This is a genomic window from Pseudonocardia kongjuensis, assembly GCF_039526905.1.
GTDB lineage: Bacteria > Actinomycetota > Actinomycetes > Mycobacteriales > Pseudonocardiaceae > Pseudonocardia > Pseudonocardia kongjuensis.
This window is the reverse complement of sequence record NZ_BAAAJK010000011.1, coordinates 107,544-123,273: the sequence shown is the minus strand read 5'-3', so window position 1 is coordinate 123,273 and position 15,730 is coordinate 107,544. Positions and strand designations below refer to the sequence as shown.

Genomic DNA, 15,730 nt, shown 5'->3' with positions numbered 1-15,730 from the left:
GGGGCGGTCCGGGTTCGTAGGGTTCCGGGCGAGGCACCGTCGCCGCAGCCGGGAGGACCACCGATGGCCGAGCTCGAGACGTTCCGGATGCTGATCGGCGGCAGGCCCACCGACGCGGCGTCCGGGGCCACCTTCGAGACCCGGAACCCGTACACCGGACGCCCGTGGGCGTCGGTGCCGGACTGCGGTCCCGCCGACGTGGACGCCGCCGTCGCCGCGGCCCGCTCCGCGCTGGACGGCGAGTGGGGCGCGATGACGCCGTTCGCCAGGGCGGCCTGCCTGCGCCGGCTCGGCGACCTGGTCACCGAGCACGCGGAGGCGCTGGCCCGCACCGAGGTCGCCGACTCCGGCAAGCTCTACCGGGAGATGATCGGCCAGCTCACCGGCCTGGGCGGCTGGTACCACTACTTCGCCGGGATCGCGCCGACGATCGAGGGCCGCCAGATCCCGTCGCCGAACCCGGACCACCTGGTCTACACCCGCCGCGAGCCGGTCGGCGTGGTCGCGGCGATCACCCCGTGGAACTCGCCGCTGCTGCTGATGACCTGGAAGCTGGCGCCCGCGCTGGCCGCGGGCTGCACGGTAGTCGTCAAGCCGTCCGAGCACTCCCCGGCCTCGACGCTGCGCTTCGCCGAGCTGATCGAGCAGGCCGGGTTCCCGGCGGGGACCGTGAACGTGGTGACCACGAACGACCGGGACACCGCCGCCCACCTGGCCGGCCATCCGGGCGTCGACAAGGTGGCCTTCACCGGTTCGACGGCGACCGGCCGGGCCGTCGCCCGGGCGGCCGCGGAGAACATCGCCGCGGTCACCCTGGAGCTGGGCGGCAAGTCGCCGCAGGTGGTCTTCCCTGACGCCGATCTGGCCGCCGCCGCGAACGGGATCGTCGCCGGGGTGTTCGCCGCCACCGGGCAGACCTGCATGGCGGGCTCGCGGCTGATCGTGCACGCCGACGTGCACGACGAGCTGGTCCGGCTGGTCGTCGAGCGGGCGTCCACGATCCGGCTCGGCGACCCGAACGCCGCGGACACCGAGATGGGCCCGGTCGCGAACGAGCCGCAGTACGAGAAGGTGCTCGGCTTCTTCGACACCGCACGGGCGGAGGGCAACACGATCGCCTGCGGCGGCGCCGCGGAGAGCGGCCTCGGCGGCCTGTTCGTGCAGCCGACGGTGGTCACCGGGGTGACCCGGGAGTCGACCCTGTTCCGCGAGGAGGTGTTCGGGCCGGTGCTCGCCGCGCTGACGTTCACCGACGAGGACGAGGCGGTGAAGCTCGCCAACGACACCCCGTACGGCCTGGCCGGTGCGGTGTGGACGAAGGACGTGCACCGCGCGCACCGGATCGCCGGCCGGATCCGCGCCGGGTCGGTCTGGATCAACGCCTACCGGGTGGTCGCCCCGAGCGTGCCGTTCGGCGGGTTCGGGCGGTCCGGGATCGGCCGGGAGAACGGGGTGCACGCGGTCGACGGGTACCTGGCCGACAAGGCCGTCTGGGTGGAGCTGTCCGGCGGCACCCGGGACCCGTTCACCCTGGGCTGAGGGCCGCGTCAGTTCCAGATGGTGACGTAGACGGGCGGCCGGAACCGCGACGGCGACACCCCGGCGCCCGGCTCCCGCAGCAGCCGCATGGCCTCCGGGGTGCTGAGGAAGTTCCGCAGCGAGCCCGCCCCGGCCGAACGCCGGTCGATCGGCAGCATCGTGACGAACCAGACGACCTCCATCGGGGTCCCGGGCACGTCCAGCGGCACCAGCTCCCGGCGCCGGGTGCGGTGCACGGCCAGGTGCGCCAATGACGGGGTGACGCCCGCACCGCCCGCGGCGGCGTCCCAGGCGGCGGTCTGGTGCGGGAACACCCGCATCCGCGACTCCGGGACGCCGAGCCCGCGCAGCAGCCGTGCGACGTCGCTGCCCGGGTCGGTCGCGTCCGCGTCGACCAGCCACGGCCACTGCCGGGGCGAGCCGCGGAACCGGGCGCCGGGTGCGCCCAGCACCACCATCCGGCTGCGGAAGACCGGTTCGCTGACCAGCGGGATGCCGCGCTGGCCGGAGAGGTCCGGGCCGATCGCGGCGTCCGCCAGCCGCTGCGAGACCAGCGCCGCCATCTCCGAGGTGACGGCCACGCCGACCGACACCTCGACGGTCCCGGACGAGCGCGCCCCGAACGCGTCGGCCAGCGGCCCGCCGGCGAACTCGACGACCGTGTTCGAGCCGATCAGCCGCAGCGGTTCAGGGGCGCCGTTCGCCGACCGGACGGCGGCCTCGGCCTCCGCGCCGAGCGCCACCATCTGGGCGGCGATGGTGAGCAGCCGGTTCCCGCCCGCCGTCATCACCATGCCGGTGCCGCCACGGGTCAGCAGCGGATCGCCGAGGTACTTGCGCAGTGCCGCGATCGCCTGCGAGACAGCGGGCTCGCTCACCGAGAGCGCGTCGGCGGCGGCCTTCACCGAGCCCAGGCGCGCCACCAGGACGAACGCGGACAGCTGCGTCAACGTCATGCCGTCAGTCTGGACCCACGCCCGCCGCGAGCACACCTAAGTGATCGGTTATCTGCTGCTGGTGGCGACCCGCCGGGTGCACGACGATGGTGGCGCTGCAGCGCGGCAGGAGGGAGCGGACATGTCTGCGACGGACCACACGCACACCGGGCGGGAGGGGCGTCCGCTCGAGGTGCTCCGCGACATCTGGTCGGCCAACGCGCGCACCGGCGACGAGATCGAGGAGCAGCTGCGCGGGAACCGGCCCACGGTCTGCCGCAACATGCGCTCGATCGGGTTCGGCGGGATGGATCCCGATGTCGTCGCCCCCGGTGAGGGCACCAACACCCCGGTGGACACCGACATCCGCAGCGCCTGGCGGGCGACCCTGGAGCGCGAGGGGAAGTTGCACCCGCAGGGCACCGCCGCGACCGGCCCGGCCCGGCCGCGCACCGATGACTGATCCCGGCGCGCCCGGCTCGGTGCCGGAGCTGACCGCTCTGCTGCGCGACGGCGGCTATCTCGCCGACCGCGGGCTCGCCACCGCCGTGCACGTGGCGCTGTCGCTGCGGCGGCCGATCCTGCTGGAGGGCGAGGTCGGCGTCGGCAAGACCGAGCTGGCCAAGACGCTCGCGACGGTGCTCGGCCGGCGGCTTATCCGGTTGCAGTGCTACGAGGGCATCGACACCGGCCAGGCGATGTACGAGTGGGACTACGCCCGCCAGATGCTCTACATCCGGGCGATGGGCGAGCGGGACGCAGCCTCCCCCGGCGAGGTGGTCTCCGCGCTGTTCGGGGCGGACTTCCTGGTCGAACGACCGCTGCTGGACGCGGTGCGGGCCGGGTCCGGCGCGGTCCTGCTCATCGACGAGATCGACCGCGCCGACGACGAGTTCGAGGCATTCCTGCTGGAGCTGCTCGCCGAGTTCCAGGTGACCATCCCGGAGATCGGCACGATCCGCAGCGACGATCCGCCGCTGGTGCTGCTCACCTCCAACCGGACCCGCGAGCTGCACGACGCGCTCAAACGGCGCTGCCTCTACCACTGGCTGGGCTACCCGGACGCCGAGCGCGAGACCGAGATCGTGACGGTCCGCGAGCCCGGCGTCGGGATCGAGCTGGCCCGCAAGGTGGTGGCCGCGGTGCACCGGCTGCGCGAGCTGGACCTGGCCAAGCCGCCGGGCGTCGCGGAGAGCATCGACTGGGCCCGGACGCTGGCCTTCCTCGGCGAGGACCTCGACCCGGACAGCGCCGAGCTCACCCTGGGCACCGTCGTCAAGGACCACGACGACATCGAGCTGGTCCGCGGCCGGCTCGACGACCTGACCGCCGGATGAGCACGGCCGGCACCGACCTCGTCCGGGTGCTCGTCGCGTTCACCCGGCGGCTGCGCGCCGAGGGGGTCCCGGCCGGCTCCGGTGACCTGCTGACGTTCACCAGGGCGGCGGCCGTGCTGGACCCGACCGACCTGACCGACCTGTACTGGGCGGGACGGGTCTGCCTGGTCACCCGGCGCGACCACCTGACCGTCTACGACCGGGTGTTCGCCGCGTTCTTCCTGGACCGGCCCGATCCGGTCGACGAGCTGGTCCGGGTGCACGCGGGCACCGCGGCCGCCACCGACTCGGCCGTGCAGGTCCCGGCCGCCGAGCCCGGCGACGACCGGGAGGAGGACGAGGCCGCCCGGCTCGGGCCGGTCGCGTCGGACATGGAGCTGCTGCGCACGCGGTCCTTCGCCGGCTGCACCGACGACGAGCTGGTCGCGATCCGCCGGATCATGGCGGCGATCCGGCTGTCCCCGCCCCGGCGGCGCACCCGCCGGACCCGCCCGGCGCGCTCCGGGCCGGTCCCGCACCTGCGCGCCACGCTGCGCCGCAGCCTGCGCTCGCAGGGGGTGCCGATCGATCCCGCCTGGCGCCGCCGCCGGATGCGGACCCGCCCGCTGGTGCTGCTGCTCGACGTCTCCGGGTCGATGGCCGACCACTCGCGGGCGCTGCTGCAGTTCGCGCACGGCACCCAGCACGCGGCCCGGTCGGTGTTCCGGGTCGAGGTGTTCTGCTTCGGCACCCGGCTCACCCGGCTCACCGCGGCGCTGCGCACCCGGCATCCGGACGACGCCCTGCGGCGGGCCGCCGCCGAGGTCGTCGACTGGGAGGGCGGGACCCGGATCGGCGACGCGATCGAGGCGTTCGTCCGCGGGCCCGGACGGCGCGGTGCCGCCCGCGGCGCGGTCGTCCTGATCTGCTCGGACGGCCACGACCGCGGCTCCCCCGCCGTGCTGTCGGCGGCGATGGAACGCCTGGCCCGGCTCTGCCACCGGATCGTCTGGGTCAGCCCGCATCCCGCCGCGGTGGCCGGGCGCGGCCCCGTCCCGGTGGGCATGATGGTGGCCGAACCGCACGTGACCGCCGTGGCGGCGGGCCACGACCTGCGCAGCCTGGAGCAGCTCGCCGCGCTGCTGCCGACGCTGCGATGACCGGGAGGGGAGCCGGGACGTGCACTGGAGCGTGAGCATCCGGACCCGGGGTGATCGGCCGATCCCCCACGACGAGGTGCTGCGGCTGGCCGATGCCGTCGCGGTGCACCGGGGCGTGGCCAGCGGTATCGGCACCCCGGGCTACGGCGCGCAGATCGTGGTCACCGCCGACGGCGAGCAGGACGCGGTCCGGCGGGGCCGGGAGGTGTTCGCCGACGTCGTGGAACGGGCCGGGCTGCCCGCCTTCCCGGTCGTCGGGGTCGAGGCGGTCAGCGAGGAGGACGACGCGCTGCCGGACCCGGCGGACCCGGATCCGCTCCGGTGATCAGGCTCGGCTCGCTGGCCGGGTACGCCTTCTCCGGGCCCCGGCTGCTCGGCGGCTGGACCCCGCCGCCGGTCCCCGCGGTGTACGCGATCCTCTACCGGCCGGATCCGCAGCGCGAACGGTTCGCGGTGACCTGGGTCGGGCACAGCGAGGACCTGAGCGCGGAGGGGCTGCCGTTCCGGCACCGGCGCAGCCCGTGCTGGGTGCAGCGGGCCGGATCGAAGTGGGCGCTGCACATCGCGACGCTGGAGGTGCCCGGCGGCGGGCCGGGGCACCGCAGGGCGATCGCCGAGGAGCTGATCGGGCTGTACGAGCCGCGCTGCAACACCGAGCGGTTCGACCCGTCCTGGCGGGCCGAGTGGATCGGCGGGTACTCCGACGCACCGTCCACCGCGCCGCTCCCCCCGCCCCGGCTCGGGAGCCCGGCCGGGGACGCCGACGCGGCGCCCGGGCCGGGGTGACCCCGGCCCGGGGCCGGTGCCCCCGGCCCGGCTCTCACCCGGCCGGGCGGTACCCCACGGCCTCGGTGAGCCGGGACCGGCGCCGGCCGGACGCCGGCACGGCGACCGCCGGGCGCTGCGGCACCGGGGTCGCGCCGCGGACGATCTCCTCGGCGAACCCGTAGAGCAGCGGGAGCGCGCCGGCGACCGTCCCGGCCGAGCGGTTGACGTGGTCGAGCCCCGGCCCGATCCGTGCGGCGTCGGCGTCGATCCGGCGGACCGCCTCCGAGCACTCCTCCAGGGTGGTCGCGACCCGGGTCAGCAGGGTGCCGACCCAGGCCAGGTAGAACGCGAGACCGGCGATCAGTGCGACGACCGCGAGCACCGACAGCACCACGAGCAGGGTCATCACCGACCGCCTCCGTTCGTCGTCGTGGCGGACCGGTCCGGCGGGACGCGGCCCAGGAACAGGTGGTGTTCCAGACCCTCGGCGAGCACCCGGTCGACCGCGTCACCGGTCTGCGGGATCAGCGTCGTCGAGGCCGTGTTGGCGGTGATCGCGAGCAGCGTGTCCCGGATCCCGGCGACCCGCCGGTCGATGATCTTCACGAACCACACCAGCAGGCTGAGCAGCGCCGCGACCGCGAGCACGACCACGAAGCCCGCGACGACCGCGATCCACCACGCGGTGATCTCCTCCGGACCCATCTCACCCTCCCAGCCGGCCGCGGCCGCGGCGCAGGCCGGCGGTGATCACGTCGGCGTGCTCGACGGTCGTGGCCAGGTCGGCCAGCGGCCGGGTGTTCCGTTCGGCCTCCTGCAGTGCGGCGTCGATCGCCGGGGCCTGCCGCCCGATCCGGTGTGCCAGCACCAGGATCGGGACGACCAGCGCGACCACCACCAGGACCACCGCGATCCCGATGGCGAACCCGACGTACCAGCCGGTCATACCGACTCGCAGAAGTCGCGGACCGGCGCGAGCTCCGCGTTCACCGAGCCGACCACCGCGGGGACCGTCGCGGTGGACGTGGCGATCGCCCGGACCCCGCCGGTCAGGTCGGCGAGGGTCCGGCTCACGTGGCGCAGGTGCAGGATGACCCGGAGCAGGCCGATCCCGGTGACGGCGATGATCAGCGCCGCGATGATCAGTGTCGCCCAGGCGGCAGCGGGCATCAGGGGTTCCCTCCTCGTTCGGGGGCGCTCGGCAGGAGCGTCGCGACGCTGCCGGCGTAGCGGGTGGCCCCCACGGCCACCTGCCGCACCGTCGCGTCGGTGGTGGCGAGCAGCCCAGGGACGGGTTCGAGCCGTCCGGCCAGCCGCCCGCCGTCGGCCAGGATGTCGTCGGCGGCCCAGCGGATCCGCTCCACCGCGGCCAGCACGCGGTTGAGCAGCGCCACGACCACCGGGAACACCACCAGCAGCAGGATCGCGTTCCCGATCCACCAGAGAGTCATCGTCGTCCTCCTAGGAGTGTCCGGGCCGGGTGCTCGGCCCGAGGAAGCGGCGCACGACCCGGCGCAGCGCCATCAGCGCGGCCGAGACGGCGATGCTCAGCGCGCCGGCCGGCCGCGCCCGGACCGCGGTGGCCGTCCCGCCGGACCCGGCGCCGTTGATCTTCGCCTCGACGCAGTCGGCGAAGCCGCGCAGCAGCACCCCGGAGACGTCGGCGATCATGCCGCGGCCGAACTGGGCCGCCGCGCCGGAGACCTGCAGGTCCTGGGCGACCGTGACCTCGGTCCGCCCGCCGGACCCGGCGGCCAGCCGCATCGTCATCGTCATCTCGGCGGTGCCCTTGCCCTTGTCCTCGGAGCCGGCCGCGTGCAGCACCAGCCGGCGCGCGGACTCGTCGGCCTCGACGAGCTCGGCGACCCCGGAGAACCGCAGCGCGACCGGTCCGAGCCGGGTCACCACCCTGCCCTCGTAGCGGTCGTCGCCGACCTCGCGGGTGAGCTCGGCCCCGGGCAGGCAGGGCACCAGCCCCGGCAGGTCCTGCAGCTCCGCCCAGACCCGGTCGGCCGGGGCGGCCACGGTGAACCTGTTCTCGATCAGCACGGCTCAGTCCCCCTTCACCGGCGGCGTACCGGAGTAGTCCTGCCCGGTGCGCAGCGCCTCCCAGACCCGGTCGGGCAGCAGCGGCATGTCGATGTTGCGGACCCCGGTGTGCCGGATCGCGTTCAGCACGGCGTTGGCGAACGCGGCCGGCCCGCCCACCGTCGCGCACTCGCCGACGCCCTTGGCGCCGATCGGGTGGTGCGGGCACGGGGTGACGACCTCGTGCAGCTCGAAGCCCGGCGTCTCCCAGGCGGTGGGCAGCAGGTAGTCCATGAAGTTCGCACCGACGACGTTGCCGTCGCCGTCGTAGGTCTGGAACTGCATGCTGGCCATCGCGTACGCCTCGGTCAGTCCGCCCATGATCTGTCCCTCGACGATCATCGGGTTGATCCGGACGCCGCAGTCGTCGACGGCGACGAACCGCAGCACGTCCCACACCCCGGTCTCCGGGTCGATCTCGACCGTGGCGATGTAGCAGGCGAACGGCCAGGTCAGGTTGGGCGGGTCGTAGTAGGCGTTGCCCTCCAGGCCGGGCTCCATCCCGTCCGGCATGTTCGTGTACGCCGCGGCGGCGCACTCCTGGATGGTCACCCCGCGGCCCGGCGCGCCGCGCACGTGGAACCGGCCGAGCTCCCACTCGACGTCCTCCTCGGACACCTCCAGCAGGTGCGCGGCGAGCTTGCGCGCCTTCGCCCGGATCTTGCGGGACACCATCGACACCGCGGCCCCGGCCACCGGGGTGGAGCGCGAGGCGTAGGTCCCCATCCCGTACGGCGCGGTGTCGGTGTCGCCCTCCTCGACGACGACGTCGTCGGCGGGCAGTCCCAGCTCGTGCGCGACGATCTGCGCCCACGTCGTCTCGTGCCCCTGGCCCTGGCTGCGGGCGCCGGTGCGGAGCATCGCCTTGCCGGTCGGGTGCACCCGCAGCTCGGCGGAGTCGAACATCTTGATGCCGAGGATGTCGTACTCGCGGCTGTTGCCGGCCCCGAGCGGCTCGGTCATCGTCGAGATGCCGATGCCGAGCAGCCTGCCGCGCTCGCGGGCCGCGGCCTGCTCGGCGACGAAGTCCTGGTAGCCGATCGCGTCCAGGCCCAGCTGCAGGCACTTCCCGTACTGGCCGGAGTCGACCAGGAAGCCGAACGGCGTCCTGGCCGGGAAGGCGTCGTCGGGCAGCAGGTTGATCCGGCGGAACTCGGCCTGGTCCATGCCCAGGTCGTCGGCCGCGGCCTGGATCATCCGTTCCTGGAAGTACATCGCCTCGGTGACCCGGAACGAGCACCGGTAGGCGACGCCGCCGGGGGCCTTGTTGGTGTAGGCGCCGTGCGCGCTGATGTGCCCGACCGGGACGTCGTAGCAGGCGAACGCCGAGTGCAGCAGGCCCACCTTGAACTTGCTGGGCTGGGCGTCGGCGAAGAACGCGCCCTGGTCGGTGGTCACGTGCATCCGGACGCCGAGGATCTTGCCGTCCCGGCGCAGCGCGAGCTCGCCGTCGAGGTACATGTCCCGGCCGAACCCGGTGGAGGTGAGGTTGCCCGAGCGGTCCTCGACCCACTTGACCGGTTTCCCGGTGAGGATCGAGCAGAGGATCGAGCACACGTACCCCGGATAGACCGGCACCTTGTTGCCGAACCCGCCGCCCAGGTCGGGCGAGATCACCCGGATCATGTGCTCGGGCAGCTCGGCGACCAGCGCCACCGCGGACCGGATGATGTGCGGCGCCTGCGAGGTCATGTAGATCGTGAGCTTGCCGGTGGCCACGTCGAAGTCGGCGATCGAGCCGCACGGCTCCAGCGGCGACGGATGGCTGCGCGGGTAGTGCAGCGACAGCGTGGACACCGTGTCCGCCTCGGCGAAGGCCCGCTCGGTGGCCGCGGCGTCGCCGACGTCCCACCGGTAGGTCAGGTTGTCGGTCTGGCCCTCCTTGTCGTCCCGGATCACCGGGGCGCCGGGCTCCATCGCCTGCTTCGGGTTGACCACCGGTGGCAGCGCCTCGTACTCGACGACGATCGCCTCCACCGCGTCCCGCGCGATGTACGGGTCGTCGGCGACCACGCAGGCCACCTCCTGGCCCTGGAAGCGGACCTTGTCGGTGGCCAGCACCGCCTGCGTGTCGTAGGACAGCGTCGGCATCCAGGCCAGGTTGCGCCGGGCCGCCATCTCCCCGGTCAGCACCAGCCGGACCCCCGGGACCGCCCAGGCGGCGGAGGTGTCGATGCTGACGATCCGGGCGTGCGCCAGCGGGCTGCGCAGGATCTCCATGTGCAGCATGCCGGGAAGCACCACGTCGTCGACGTAGGTGCCGCGGCCGCGGATGAACCGGGCGTCCTCGGCCCGCTTGCGGCTGGCGCCGAGCCCGCCGATCCTGACCTCGTCCAGTGTGTCGGTCATGGTCGTCGTCCCCTCAGCCGGTCGCGCCGGCGCGCTGCTTCGCGGCCGCCCAGAGCACGGCCTTGACGATGTTCTGGTAGCCGGTGCAGCGGCAGAGGTTGCCCGACAGCGCCCACCGGACGTCCTCCTCGGACGGGTCCGGGTTGCGGCGCAGCAGCTCGGTGGCGGCGAGCATCATGCCCGGGGTGCAGAACCCGCACTGCAGGCCGTGCTCCTCGCGGAACCCCTCCTGGATCGGGTCCAGCTCGCTGGGCGTGCCCAGACCCTCGACGGTGGTCACCTCGTGCCCGTCGGCCTGGACGGCGAGCATCGTGCAGGACTTGACCGGCTCGCCGTCGTAGAGGACGGTGCACGCCCCGCAGTTGGTGGTGTCGCAACCGATGTGGGTCCCGGTCAGACCGAGCCCCTGGCGCAGCAGGTGGGCCAGCAGCAACCGCGGCTCGACCTCCGCCGAGCGCGGTTCGCCGTTGACCGACACCGTGATCCGGCGCTGTTCCACGCCGTCCTCCTTCGTGGTCGGAACGCTCATCAGGCGGCCACCCCCGCGGTGGCGAACCCGGCCAGTGCGCGCCGGGTGAAGGTCGCGACGACCTGCCGCTTGTACCCGGCGCTGCCGCGGTGGTCGCTGCGCGGGCGGGCGGTGCCCGCGGCGAGCTCGGCGGCCCGCTCGATCGCCTCGGGCTCCAGCCGGGTGCCGACCAGCGCGTCGGCCGCCCCGGTCGCGGCCAGGGTGGTGGCGCCGACCCCGGTGAGCGCGAGCCCGGCCCGGGTGACCCGGCCGTCGGCGGCGATCTCCAGCGCGACCGCGAGCCCCGCGGTGGCGAAGTCGCCGACCCGGCGCTCCAGCTTCAGGAACGCGCCGTGCCGGGTGTCGCGGGCCGCGGGGACCCGGGCGGCGACGGCGATCTCGTCGTGCTCGAGCGCGTTCTGGAACGGCCCGGTCGCGAACTCGCCGACCGGGATCCGGCGCTCGCCGCGGACGCTGCGGGCGACGACCTCGCCGCCGAGGGCGATCATCGCGGCGGCCCAGTCGCCCTGCGGGTCGGCGTGGCACAGCGAGCCGACGAGCGTGCCGCGGGTGCGCACCACGGGATCGGCGACCAGCGGCGCGCAGGCGGCCAGCGTGGGGTGCCCGCCGGGGAGCAGCTCGGAGCGCTCCAGGTCGACGTGCCGGCACAGCGCGCCGATCTCCAGCGCGCCGTCCGCGGTCTCCCGGTGGTGGCGCAGCCCGGGCAGGCCGTTGATGTCGACGAGCAGCGCAGGCTGGGCGAACCGCAGCTTGAGCAGCGGGATCAGGCTCTGCCCGCCGGCGAGGACCTTCGCGTCCGGATCGCCGGCGAGCAGCGCGAGCGCCTCGTCCAGGGTCCGGGGCGCCTCGTAGCGGAATCGTGGTGGGTACACGGCGTCTACTCCTCGTGCCCGGCGCGCCGGGCCGGTACCGGATCCGGTGGTTCGGGGATCGCCACCGGCCCGGCGTCGTCCTCCGGATCGGGACGGGGGTGCTGGTGCGGTGGCCACGGGCCGGCCACCGGCTGGCCCGCCACCTTCATGAACTCGACCACCGCGGGGAACGCGAAGACGGTCGGGCTCGCGGCGGGGTCCGGGGAGCCCGGCGGCGCGCCGAACAGCTCGGCCATCCGGGGGTTGCGGTGGCTCCTGTCATCGGGTTCCGTCGTCATCGTCGGTCCCGCCCTTCCGGCGCGCGTGCGTCATGATCAGCGGCACTCTGCCCCGACGTGGCCCAGAGCACATCCGGCTCTTAAGCGAAGGCTTAAGGTCACTTGCCCGCCGGTGTGGCCGGGGACACGATGGCGCGATGCAGGTCCCCGCCCACTTCGAGTACCGACGGGCCACCGACGTCGACGACGCCGTCGCGTTGCTGGCCCGCTTCGGTCCGGAGGCGCGGGTGGTCGCCGGCGGGCACAGCCTGATCCCGATGATGAAGCTCCGGCTCGCCCAGCCCGAGCTGCTGGTCGACATCAACGAGCTGAGCGAGCTGTCCGGGGTCCGGCTGCAGAACGGGCCGGACGGCCCGGAGCTGCGGATCGGTGCGCTCACCCGGCACGCCGAGCTGCTGGACTCCGCGCCGGTCGGCGAGCACGCGGCGATGCTGCACGACGCCGAGCGGGTGATCGCCGACCCGATCGTGCGCAACCGCGGGACCGTCGGCGGGTCGATCTGCCAGGCCGACCCGTCCGAGGACCTGTCCGGCGCCTTCACCGCGCTGCGCGCGGTCGCGGTGATCCGCGGCGCCGACGGCGAGCGCACGGTGCCGGTGCGGGAGTTCTTCCGCGGCCCGTACGAGACCGCGGTCGGCCCGGCCGAGGTGCTCGTCGAGCTGCGGGTGCCGGTCCGGGCGGGCAGCGGCAGCAGCTACCTCAAGGTCGACCGCCGGGCCGGCGACTGGGCGGTCGCCGCCGCCGGGGCCGTGCTGAGCCTGCGCGACGGCCGGGTGAGCGCGGCCGGCCTGGGGCTGACCGCGGTCGGGGCGCCCGGCTTCGGCGCCCCGGACGCCGAGGAGTACCTGCTCGGGCGCACCCCGGATCCGGAGACGTTCGCCGAGGCGGGCCGGATCGCGGCCCGGGCCTGCCGGCCGGTGGCCGACCAGCGCGGCCCGGTGGACTACAAGCTGCACCTGGCGGGCGAGCTGACCGCCCGGGCCCTCACCGCGGCGGCCGCCCGCGCCGCGGACCGGTGAGCCGGCCGTGCAGATCAGGGTCAGCGTGAACTCCGCCGAGCGGGTGCACGAGGTCGAGGCGCGGCTGCTGCTGGTGCACCTGCTGCGCGACGAGCTCGGCCTGACCGGCACCCACTGGGGGTGCGACACGTCGAACTGCGGGGCGTGCACGGTGTGGCTGGACGAGGTGCCGGTGAAGTCGTGCACGGTGCTCGCCGTGATGGCCGACGGGCACCGGGTGCGCACCGTCGAGGGCCTGGAGGGCCCGGGCGGCCTGGACCAGGTGCAGCGGTCGTTCATCGAGTGCCACGGGCTGCAGTGCGGCTTCTGCACGCCCGGGATCCTGATGACGGCCCGGTGGCTGCTCGACCGGGTCCCGGACCCGACCGAGCAGGAGATCCGGGAGGCGATCAGCGGGCAGGTGTGCCGGTGCACCGGCTACGAGAACATCGTCCGCTCGGTCCGGCACGCCGCCGGGTGCGAACAGGCCGAACAGGCCGAACAGGACGGCCGGGCCGGTTGGGCCGCGTCGTGACGCCGGCCGGGTTCGGTCCGCTGCGGCGCAAGGAGGACGTGCGGCTGGTCCGCGGCCGGGGCCGGTTCGTCGACGACATCGCGCTGCCCGGGATGCTGCACGGCGCGATCCTGCGCAGCCCGCACGCGCACGCCCGGATCGTCTCGGTCGACACCAGCGCGGCCGAGTCGCACCCGAAGGTCCGGGTGGTGCTCACCGGGGCGGACCTGGCCGCCCGGGACATGGCCTGGATGCCGACCGCGTCGCACGACGTGGCCGCGGTGCTGGCCTGCGGGAAGGTGCACTTCCAGGGCCAGGAGGTGGCGTTCGTGGCCGCCGAGGACCGGTACGCGGCGCGCGACGCGCTCGCCCTGATCGAGGTCGAGTACGAGCCGCTGCCCGCCGTCGTCGACGCCCGGACCGCGCTCGGTCCCGGCGCGCCGCTGGTCCGCGACGAGCAGCCGGGGCGCACCGACAACCACGTGTTCGACTGGGAGAGCGGCGACGCCGCCGCCACCGACGCGGAGTTCGCCGCCGCCGAGCACGTGTCGGCCTGCGACCTGGTGTACCCGCGGGTGCACCCGGCGCCGCTGGAGACCTGCGGGATCGTCGCCGACGCCGACCCGGTCGAGGGCCGGCTCACCGTGCACGCCACCACCCAGGCGCCGCACACCCACCGGGTGCTCTACTCGCGGATCGCCGGGGTGCCCGAGCACCGGATCCGGGTGGTCGCACCGGACATCGGCGGCGGCTTCGGGAACAAGGTCGCGATGTACCCGGGCTACCTGTGCGCGGTCGTCGCCTCCACCGTGACCGGACGCCCGGTGAAGTGGACCGAGGACCGCTCGGAGAACCTGATGGCGTCGTCGTTCGCCCGCGACTACCACATGCGCGGCGAGATCGCGGCGACCCGCGACGGCCGGATCCTCGCCGTCCGGGTGCAGGTGCTCGCCGATCACGGCGCGTTCAACGCGACGTCGCAGCCGTCGGCGTTCCCGGCCGGCTTCTTCGGCGTCTTCACCGGCTCCTACGACCTGCGGGCGGCGCACTGCCGGGTCACCGGGGTGCACACGAACAAGGCACCCGGCGGGGTCGCCTACGCCTGCTCGTTCCGCATCACCGAGGCGTCCTACCTGGTGGAACGCCTGGTCGACGTGCTCGCGCACGATCTCGGTCTCGATCCGGCCCGGCTGCGGATGGCGAACCTGCTGCGCCCCGAGCAGTTCCCGCACCCGACGCCGACCGGCTGGGAGTACGACTCCGGCGACTACCCGGCGACGCTGGGCCTCGCGCTGGAGATCGCCGGCTACGACGAGCTGCGCGCCGAGCAGGCCGCCCTGCGCGCCGGGTACGAGCGCACCGGCCGCGGGCGGCTGCTCGGGATCGGCCTGAGCTTCTTCACCGAGGCGGTCGGGGCCGGGCCGCGCCGCACGATGGACATCATGGGCCTGGGCATGGCCGACGGCGCCGACCTGCGGGTGCACCCGTCCGGCGACGCGGTGCTCGCCGTGTCCTGCATGAGCCAGGGCCAGGGGCACGAGACGACGTTCGCCCAGCTGATCGGGCACGAGCTGGGCATCCCGGCGGACCGGGTGCAGGTCGTGCAGGGCGACACCGACCGGACGCCGTTCGGGCTGGGCACCTACGGCTCGCGGTCCACCGCGGTCTCCGGTGCCGCGACCGTGGTCGCGGCCCGGCGGGTGCGGGAACGGGCCCGCCTGGTGGCCGGGGCGATCCTGGAGATCGACCCGGCCGACCTGGAGTGGGTGCCGGGCCGCTGGCAGGTGCGCGGGAACCCGACGGTGGGGGTCTCGCTCACCGAGATCGCCGCCGCCGCGTACTCCGGCCGGGAGCTGCCGGACGACGTCGAGGGCCAGCTGGACGCGTCCTGCGTGTACAACCCGCCGAACCTGACGTTCCCGTGCGGCGCCTACCTGTGCGTGGTGGAGGTGGACCCGGTGACCGGGGAGGTCCGGGTGCGCCGGTTCGTCGCCGTCGACGACTGCGGGGTGCGGATCAACCCGATGATCGTGGCCGGCCAGGTGCACCGCGGCCTGGCCGACGGGATCGGGATGGCGCTGATGGAGCTGATCACCTTCGACCCGGACGGGAACCATCTCGCCGCGTCGTTCATGGACTACCTGCTGCCCACCTCGATGGAGTGCCCGTCCTGGGAACTGGGAGAGACCGTGACACCGTCACCGCACCATCCGATCGGCGCCAAGGGCGTCGGTGAGTCCGCCACCGTCGGGTCACCGGCGGCCGTCGTCAACGCCGTGCTGGACGCCATCGGTGTCCGGCACGCCGACATGCCGCTGACCCCGGCCCAGGTGTGGCGGGCCGTGCAGGGCCGCCCGCTGCGCCCCGACCTGGCGATCCGGTGA

At 74.3% G+C, this 15,730-nt stretch carries 20 protein-coding genes; 9 read left to right on the top strand and 11 right to left on the bottom strand.

Features of this window, described 5'->3' with window-relative positions; translation table 11 throughout:
- The first annotated feature begins 63 nt into the window (after window positions 1-63).
- On the top strand, window positions 64-1,539 hold the full coding sequence (locus tag ABD160_RS15770) for an aldehyde dehydrogenase (protein ID WP_344023056.1): 1,476 nt from the start codon (window positions 64-66) through the stop codon (window positions 1,537-1,539).
- An 8-nt stretch (window positions 1,540-1,547) separates the two neighbouring features.
- Here the strand turns inward: ABD160_RS15770 and ABD160_RS15765 are convergent, their stop codons facing one another.
- Complete coding sequence (locus ABD160_RS15765; RefSeq protein WP_344023054.1) at window positions 1,548-2,495, bottom strand: LysR family transcriptional regulator; 948 nt, start codon at window positions 2,493-2,495, stop codon at window positions 1,548-1,550.
- Between the two features lie 121 nt (window positions 2,496-2,616).
- On the opposite strand from ABD160_RS15765, the gene ABD160_RS15760 reads away from it, so the two are divergent.
- Genes ABD160_RS15760 through ABD160_RS15740 form a run of 5 tightly spaced genes read left to right on the top strand, consistent with a single transcriptional unit; the run spans window position 2,617 to window position 5,736 of the window.
- Entirely contained in the window at window positions 2,617-2,937 is a 321-nt protein-coding gene (locus ABD160_RS15760) for a hypothetical protein (protein WP_344023052.1), read from the top strand.
- The gene (locus tag ABD160_RS15755) at window positions 2,930-3,811 is read left to right on the top strand and encodes an AAA family ATPase (protein ID WP_344023050.1); all 882 of its coding nucleotides are present in this window, start codon (window positions 2,930-2,932) and stop codon (window positions 3,809-3,811) included. Before ABD160_RS15760 ends, ABD160_RS15755 begins: the two co-directional genes overlap by 8 nt.
- Window positions 3,808-4,950 (top strand): vWA domain-containing protein, encoded by a 1,143-nt coding sequence (locus ABD160_RS15750; RefSeq protein ID WP_344023048.1) that lies wholly within the window; start codon window positions 3,808-3,810, stop codon window positions 4,948-4,950. Before ABD160_RS15755 ends, ABD160_RS15750 begins: the two co-directional genes overlap by 4 nt.
- 31 nt (window positions 4,951-4,981) lie before the next feature.
- Window positions 4,982-5,275: a hypothetical protein gene (locus tag ABD160_RS15745; protein WP_344023046.1), complete on the top strand. Its 294-nt coding sequence runs from the start codon at window positions 4,982-4,984 to the stop codon at window positions 5,273-5,275.
- Window positions 5,272-5,736 (top strand): hypothetical protein, encoded by a 465-nt coding sequence (locus ABD160_RS15740; RefSeq protein WP_344023044.1) that lies wholly within the window; start codon window positions 5,272-5,274, stop codon window positions 5,734-5,736. The genes ABD160_RS15745 and ABD160_RS15740 overlap by 4 nt, the downstream gene beginning before the upstream one ends.
- Before the next feature lie 34 nt (window positions 5,737-5,770).
- Here ABD160_RS15740 and ABD160_RS15735 read toward each other — a convergent pair whose 3' ends face one another.
- Genes ABD160_RS15735 through ABD160_RS15690 form a run of 10 tightly spaced genes read right to left on the bottom strand, consistent with a single transcriptional unit; the run spans window position 5,771 to window position 11,834 of the window.
- Window positions 5,771-6,124, bottom strand: coding sequence for a hypothetical protein (locus ABD160_RS15735; RefSeq protein ID WP_344023042.1), 354 nt, complete (start codon window positions 6,122-6,124; stop codon window positions 5,771-5,773).
- The gene (locus ABD160_RS15730) at window positions 6,124-6,423 is read right to left on the bottom strand and encodes a hypothetical protein (RefSeq protein WP_344023040.1); all 300 of its coding nucleotides are present in this window, start codon (window positions 6,421-6,423) and stop codon (window positions 6,124-6,126) included. The genes ABD160_RS15735 and ABD160_RS15730 overlap by 1 nt, the downstream gene beginning before the upstream one ends.
- A gap of 1 nt (window position 6,424) precedes the next feature.
- Window positions 6,425-6,664, bottom strand: a complete 240-nt coding sequence (locus ABD160_RS15725; protein ID WP_344023038.1) for a hypothetical protein — start codon at window positions 6,662-6,664, stop codon at window positions 6,425-6,427.
- A complete protein-coding gene (locus ABD160_RS15720; RefSeq protein ID WP_344023036.1) occupies window positions 6,661-6,888 on the bottom strand; it encodes a hypothetical protein in 228 nt (75 codons plus the stop codon). Before ABD160_RS15720 ends, ABD160_RS15725 begins: the two co-directional genes overlap by 4 nt.
- Window positions 6,888-7,169 (bottom strand): hypothetical protein, encoded by a 282-nt coding sequence (locus tag ABD160_RS15715; protein ID WP_344023034.1) that lies wholly within the window; start codon window positions 7,167-7,169, stop codon window positions 6,888-6,890. Before ABD160_RS15715 ends, ABD160_RS15720 begins: the two co-directional genes overlap by 1 nt.
- Before the next feature lie 10 nt (window positions 7,170-7,179).
- A complete protein-coding gene (locus ABD160_RS15710) occupies window positions 7,180-7,767 on the bottom strand; it encodes an SRPBCC family protein (protein ID WP_344023032.1) in 588 nt (195 codons plus the stop codon).
- 3 nt (window positions 7,768-7,770) lie between these two features.
- Window positions 7,771-10,155 carry an aerobic carbon-monoxide dehydrogenase large subunit gene (locus tag ABD160_RS15705; protein WP_344023030.1) on the bottom strand — a complete coding sequence of 795 codons (2,385 nt, stop codon included), beginning with the start codon at window positions 10,153-10,155 and terminating at the stop codon, window positions 7,771-7,773.
- Between the two features lie 13 nt (window positions 10,156-10,168).
- A complete protein-coding gene (locus ABD160_RS15700; RefSeq protein WP_344023028.1) occupies window positions 10,169-10,684 on the bottom strand; it encodes a (2Fe-2S)-binding protein in 516 nt (171 codons plus the stop codon).
- Window positions 10,684-11,556 carry an FAD binding domain-containing protein gene (locus ABD160_RS15695; protein ID WP_344023026.1) on the bottom strand — a complete coding sequence of 291 codons (873 nt, stop codon included), beginning with the start codon at window positions 11,554-11,556 and terminating at the stop codon, window positions 10,684-10,686. Before ABD160_RS15695 ends, ABD160_RS15700 begins: the two co-directional genes overlap by 1 nt.
- A 5-nt stretch (window positions 11,557-11,561) precedes the next feature.
- Window positions 11,562-11,834, bottom strand: coding sequence for a hypothetical protein (locus ABD160_RS15690; protein WP_344023024.1), 273 nt, complete (start codon window positions 11,832-11,834; stop codon window positions 11,562-11,564).
- A 137-nt stretch (window positions 11,835-11,971) separates the two neighbouring features.
- On the opposite strand from ABD160_RS15690, the gene ABD160_RS15685 reads away from it, so the two are divergent.
- From ABD160_RS15685 to ABD160_RS15675, 3 genes are read left to right on the top strand one after another with little or no spacing between them, the layout of a single operon-like run.
- A complete protein-coding gene (locus ABD160_RS15685) occupies window positions 11,972-12,853 on the top strand; it encodes an FAD binding domain-containing protein (RefSeq protein WP_344023022.1) in 882 nt (293 codons plus the stop codon).
- 7 nt (window positions 12,854-12,860) lie between these two features.
- A complete protein-coding gene (locus ABD160_RS15680; RefSeq protein ID WP_344023020.1) occupies window positions 12,861-13,367 on the top strand; it encodes a (2Fe-2S)-binding protein in 507 nt (168 codons plus the stop codon).
- Window positions 13,352-15,730 carry an aerobic carbon-monoxide dehydrogenase large subunit gene (locus ABD160_RS15675; RefSeq protein WP_344023018.1) on the top strand — a complete coding sequence of 793 codons (2,379 nt, stop codon included), beginning with the start codon at window positions 13,352-13,354 and terminating at the stop codon, window positions 15,728-15,730. Before ABD160_RS15680 ends, ABD160_RS15675 begins: the two co-directional genes overlap by 16 nt.

Excerpts from the sequence above, each read along its gene's own strand:
- ABD160_RS15725 (WP_344023038.1), bottom strand. The coding sequence starts at position 6,664 with ATGACCGGCTGGTACGTCGGGTTCGCCATCGGGATCGCGGTGGTCCTG.
- ABD160_RS15685 (WP_344023022.1), top strand. The coding sequence starts at position 11,972 with ATGCAGGTCCCCGCCCACTTCGAGTACCGACGGGCCACCGACGTCGAC.
- ABD160_RS15760 (WP_344023052.1), top strand. The coding sequence starts at position 2,617 with ATGTCTGCGACGGACCACACGCACACCGGGCGGGAGGGGCGTCCGCTC.
- ABD160_RS15715 (WP_344023034.1), bottom strand. The coding sequence starts at position 7,169 with ATGACTCTCTGGTGGATCGGGAACGCGATCCTGCTGCTGGTGGTGTTC.
- ABD160_RS15690 (WP_344023024.1), bottom strand. The coding sequence starts at position 11,834 with ATGACGACGGAACCCGATGACAGGAGCCACCGCAACCCCCGGATGGCC.
- ABD160_RS15700 (WP_344023028.1), bottom strand. The coding sequence starts at position 10,684 with ATGAGCGTTCCGACCACGAAGGAGGACGGCGTGGAACAGCGCCGGATC.
- ABD160_RS15765 (WP_344023054.1), bottom strand. The coding sequence starts at position 2,495 with ATGACGTTGACGCAGCTGTCCGCGTTCGTCCTGGTGGCGCGCCTGGGC.
- ABD160_RS15730 (WP_344023040.1), bottom strand. The coding sequence starts at position 6,423 with ATGGGTCCGGAGGAGATCACCGCGTGGTGGATCGCGGTCGTCGCGGGC.
- ABD160_RS15750 (WP_344023048.1), top strand. The coding sequence starts at position 3,808 with ATGAGCACGGCCGGCACCGACCTCGTCCGGGTGCTCGTCGCGTTCACC.
- ABD160_RS15735 (WP_344023042.1), bottom strand. The coding sequence starts at position 6,124 with ATGACCCTGCTCGTGGTGCTGTCGGTGCTCGCGGTCGTCGCACTGATC.
- ABD160_RS15720 (WP_344023036.1), bottom strand. The coding sequence starts at position 6,888 with ATGCCCGCTGCCGCCTGGGCGACACTGATCATCGCGGCGCTGATCATC.
- ABD160_RS15770 (WP_344023056.1), top strand. The coding sequence starts at position 64 with ATGGCCGAGCTCGAGACGTTCCGGATGCTGATCGGCGGCAGGCCCACC.
- ABD160_RS15705 (WP_344023030.1), bottom strand. The coding sequence starts at position 10,155 with ATGACCGACACACTGGACGAGGTCAGGATCGGCGGGCTCGGCGCCAGC.
- ABD160_RS15755 (WP_344023050.1), top strand. The coding sequence starts at position 2,930 with ATGACTGATCCCGGCGCGCCCGGCTCGGTGCCGGAGCTGACCGCTCTG.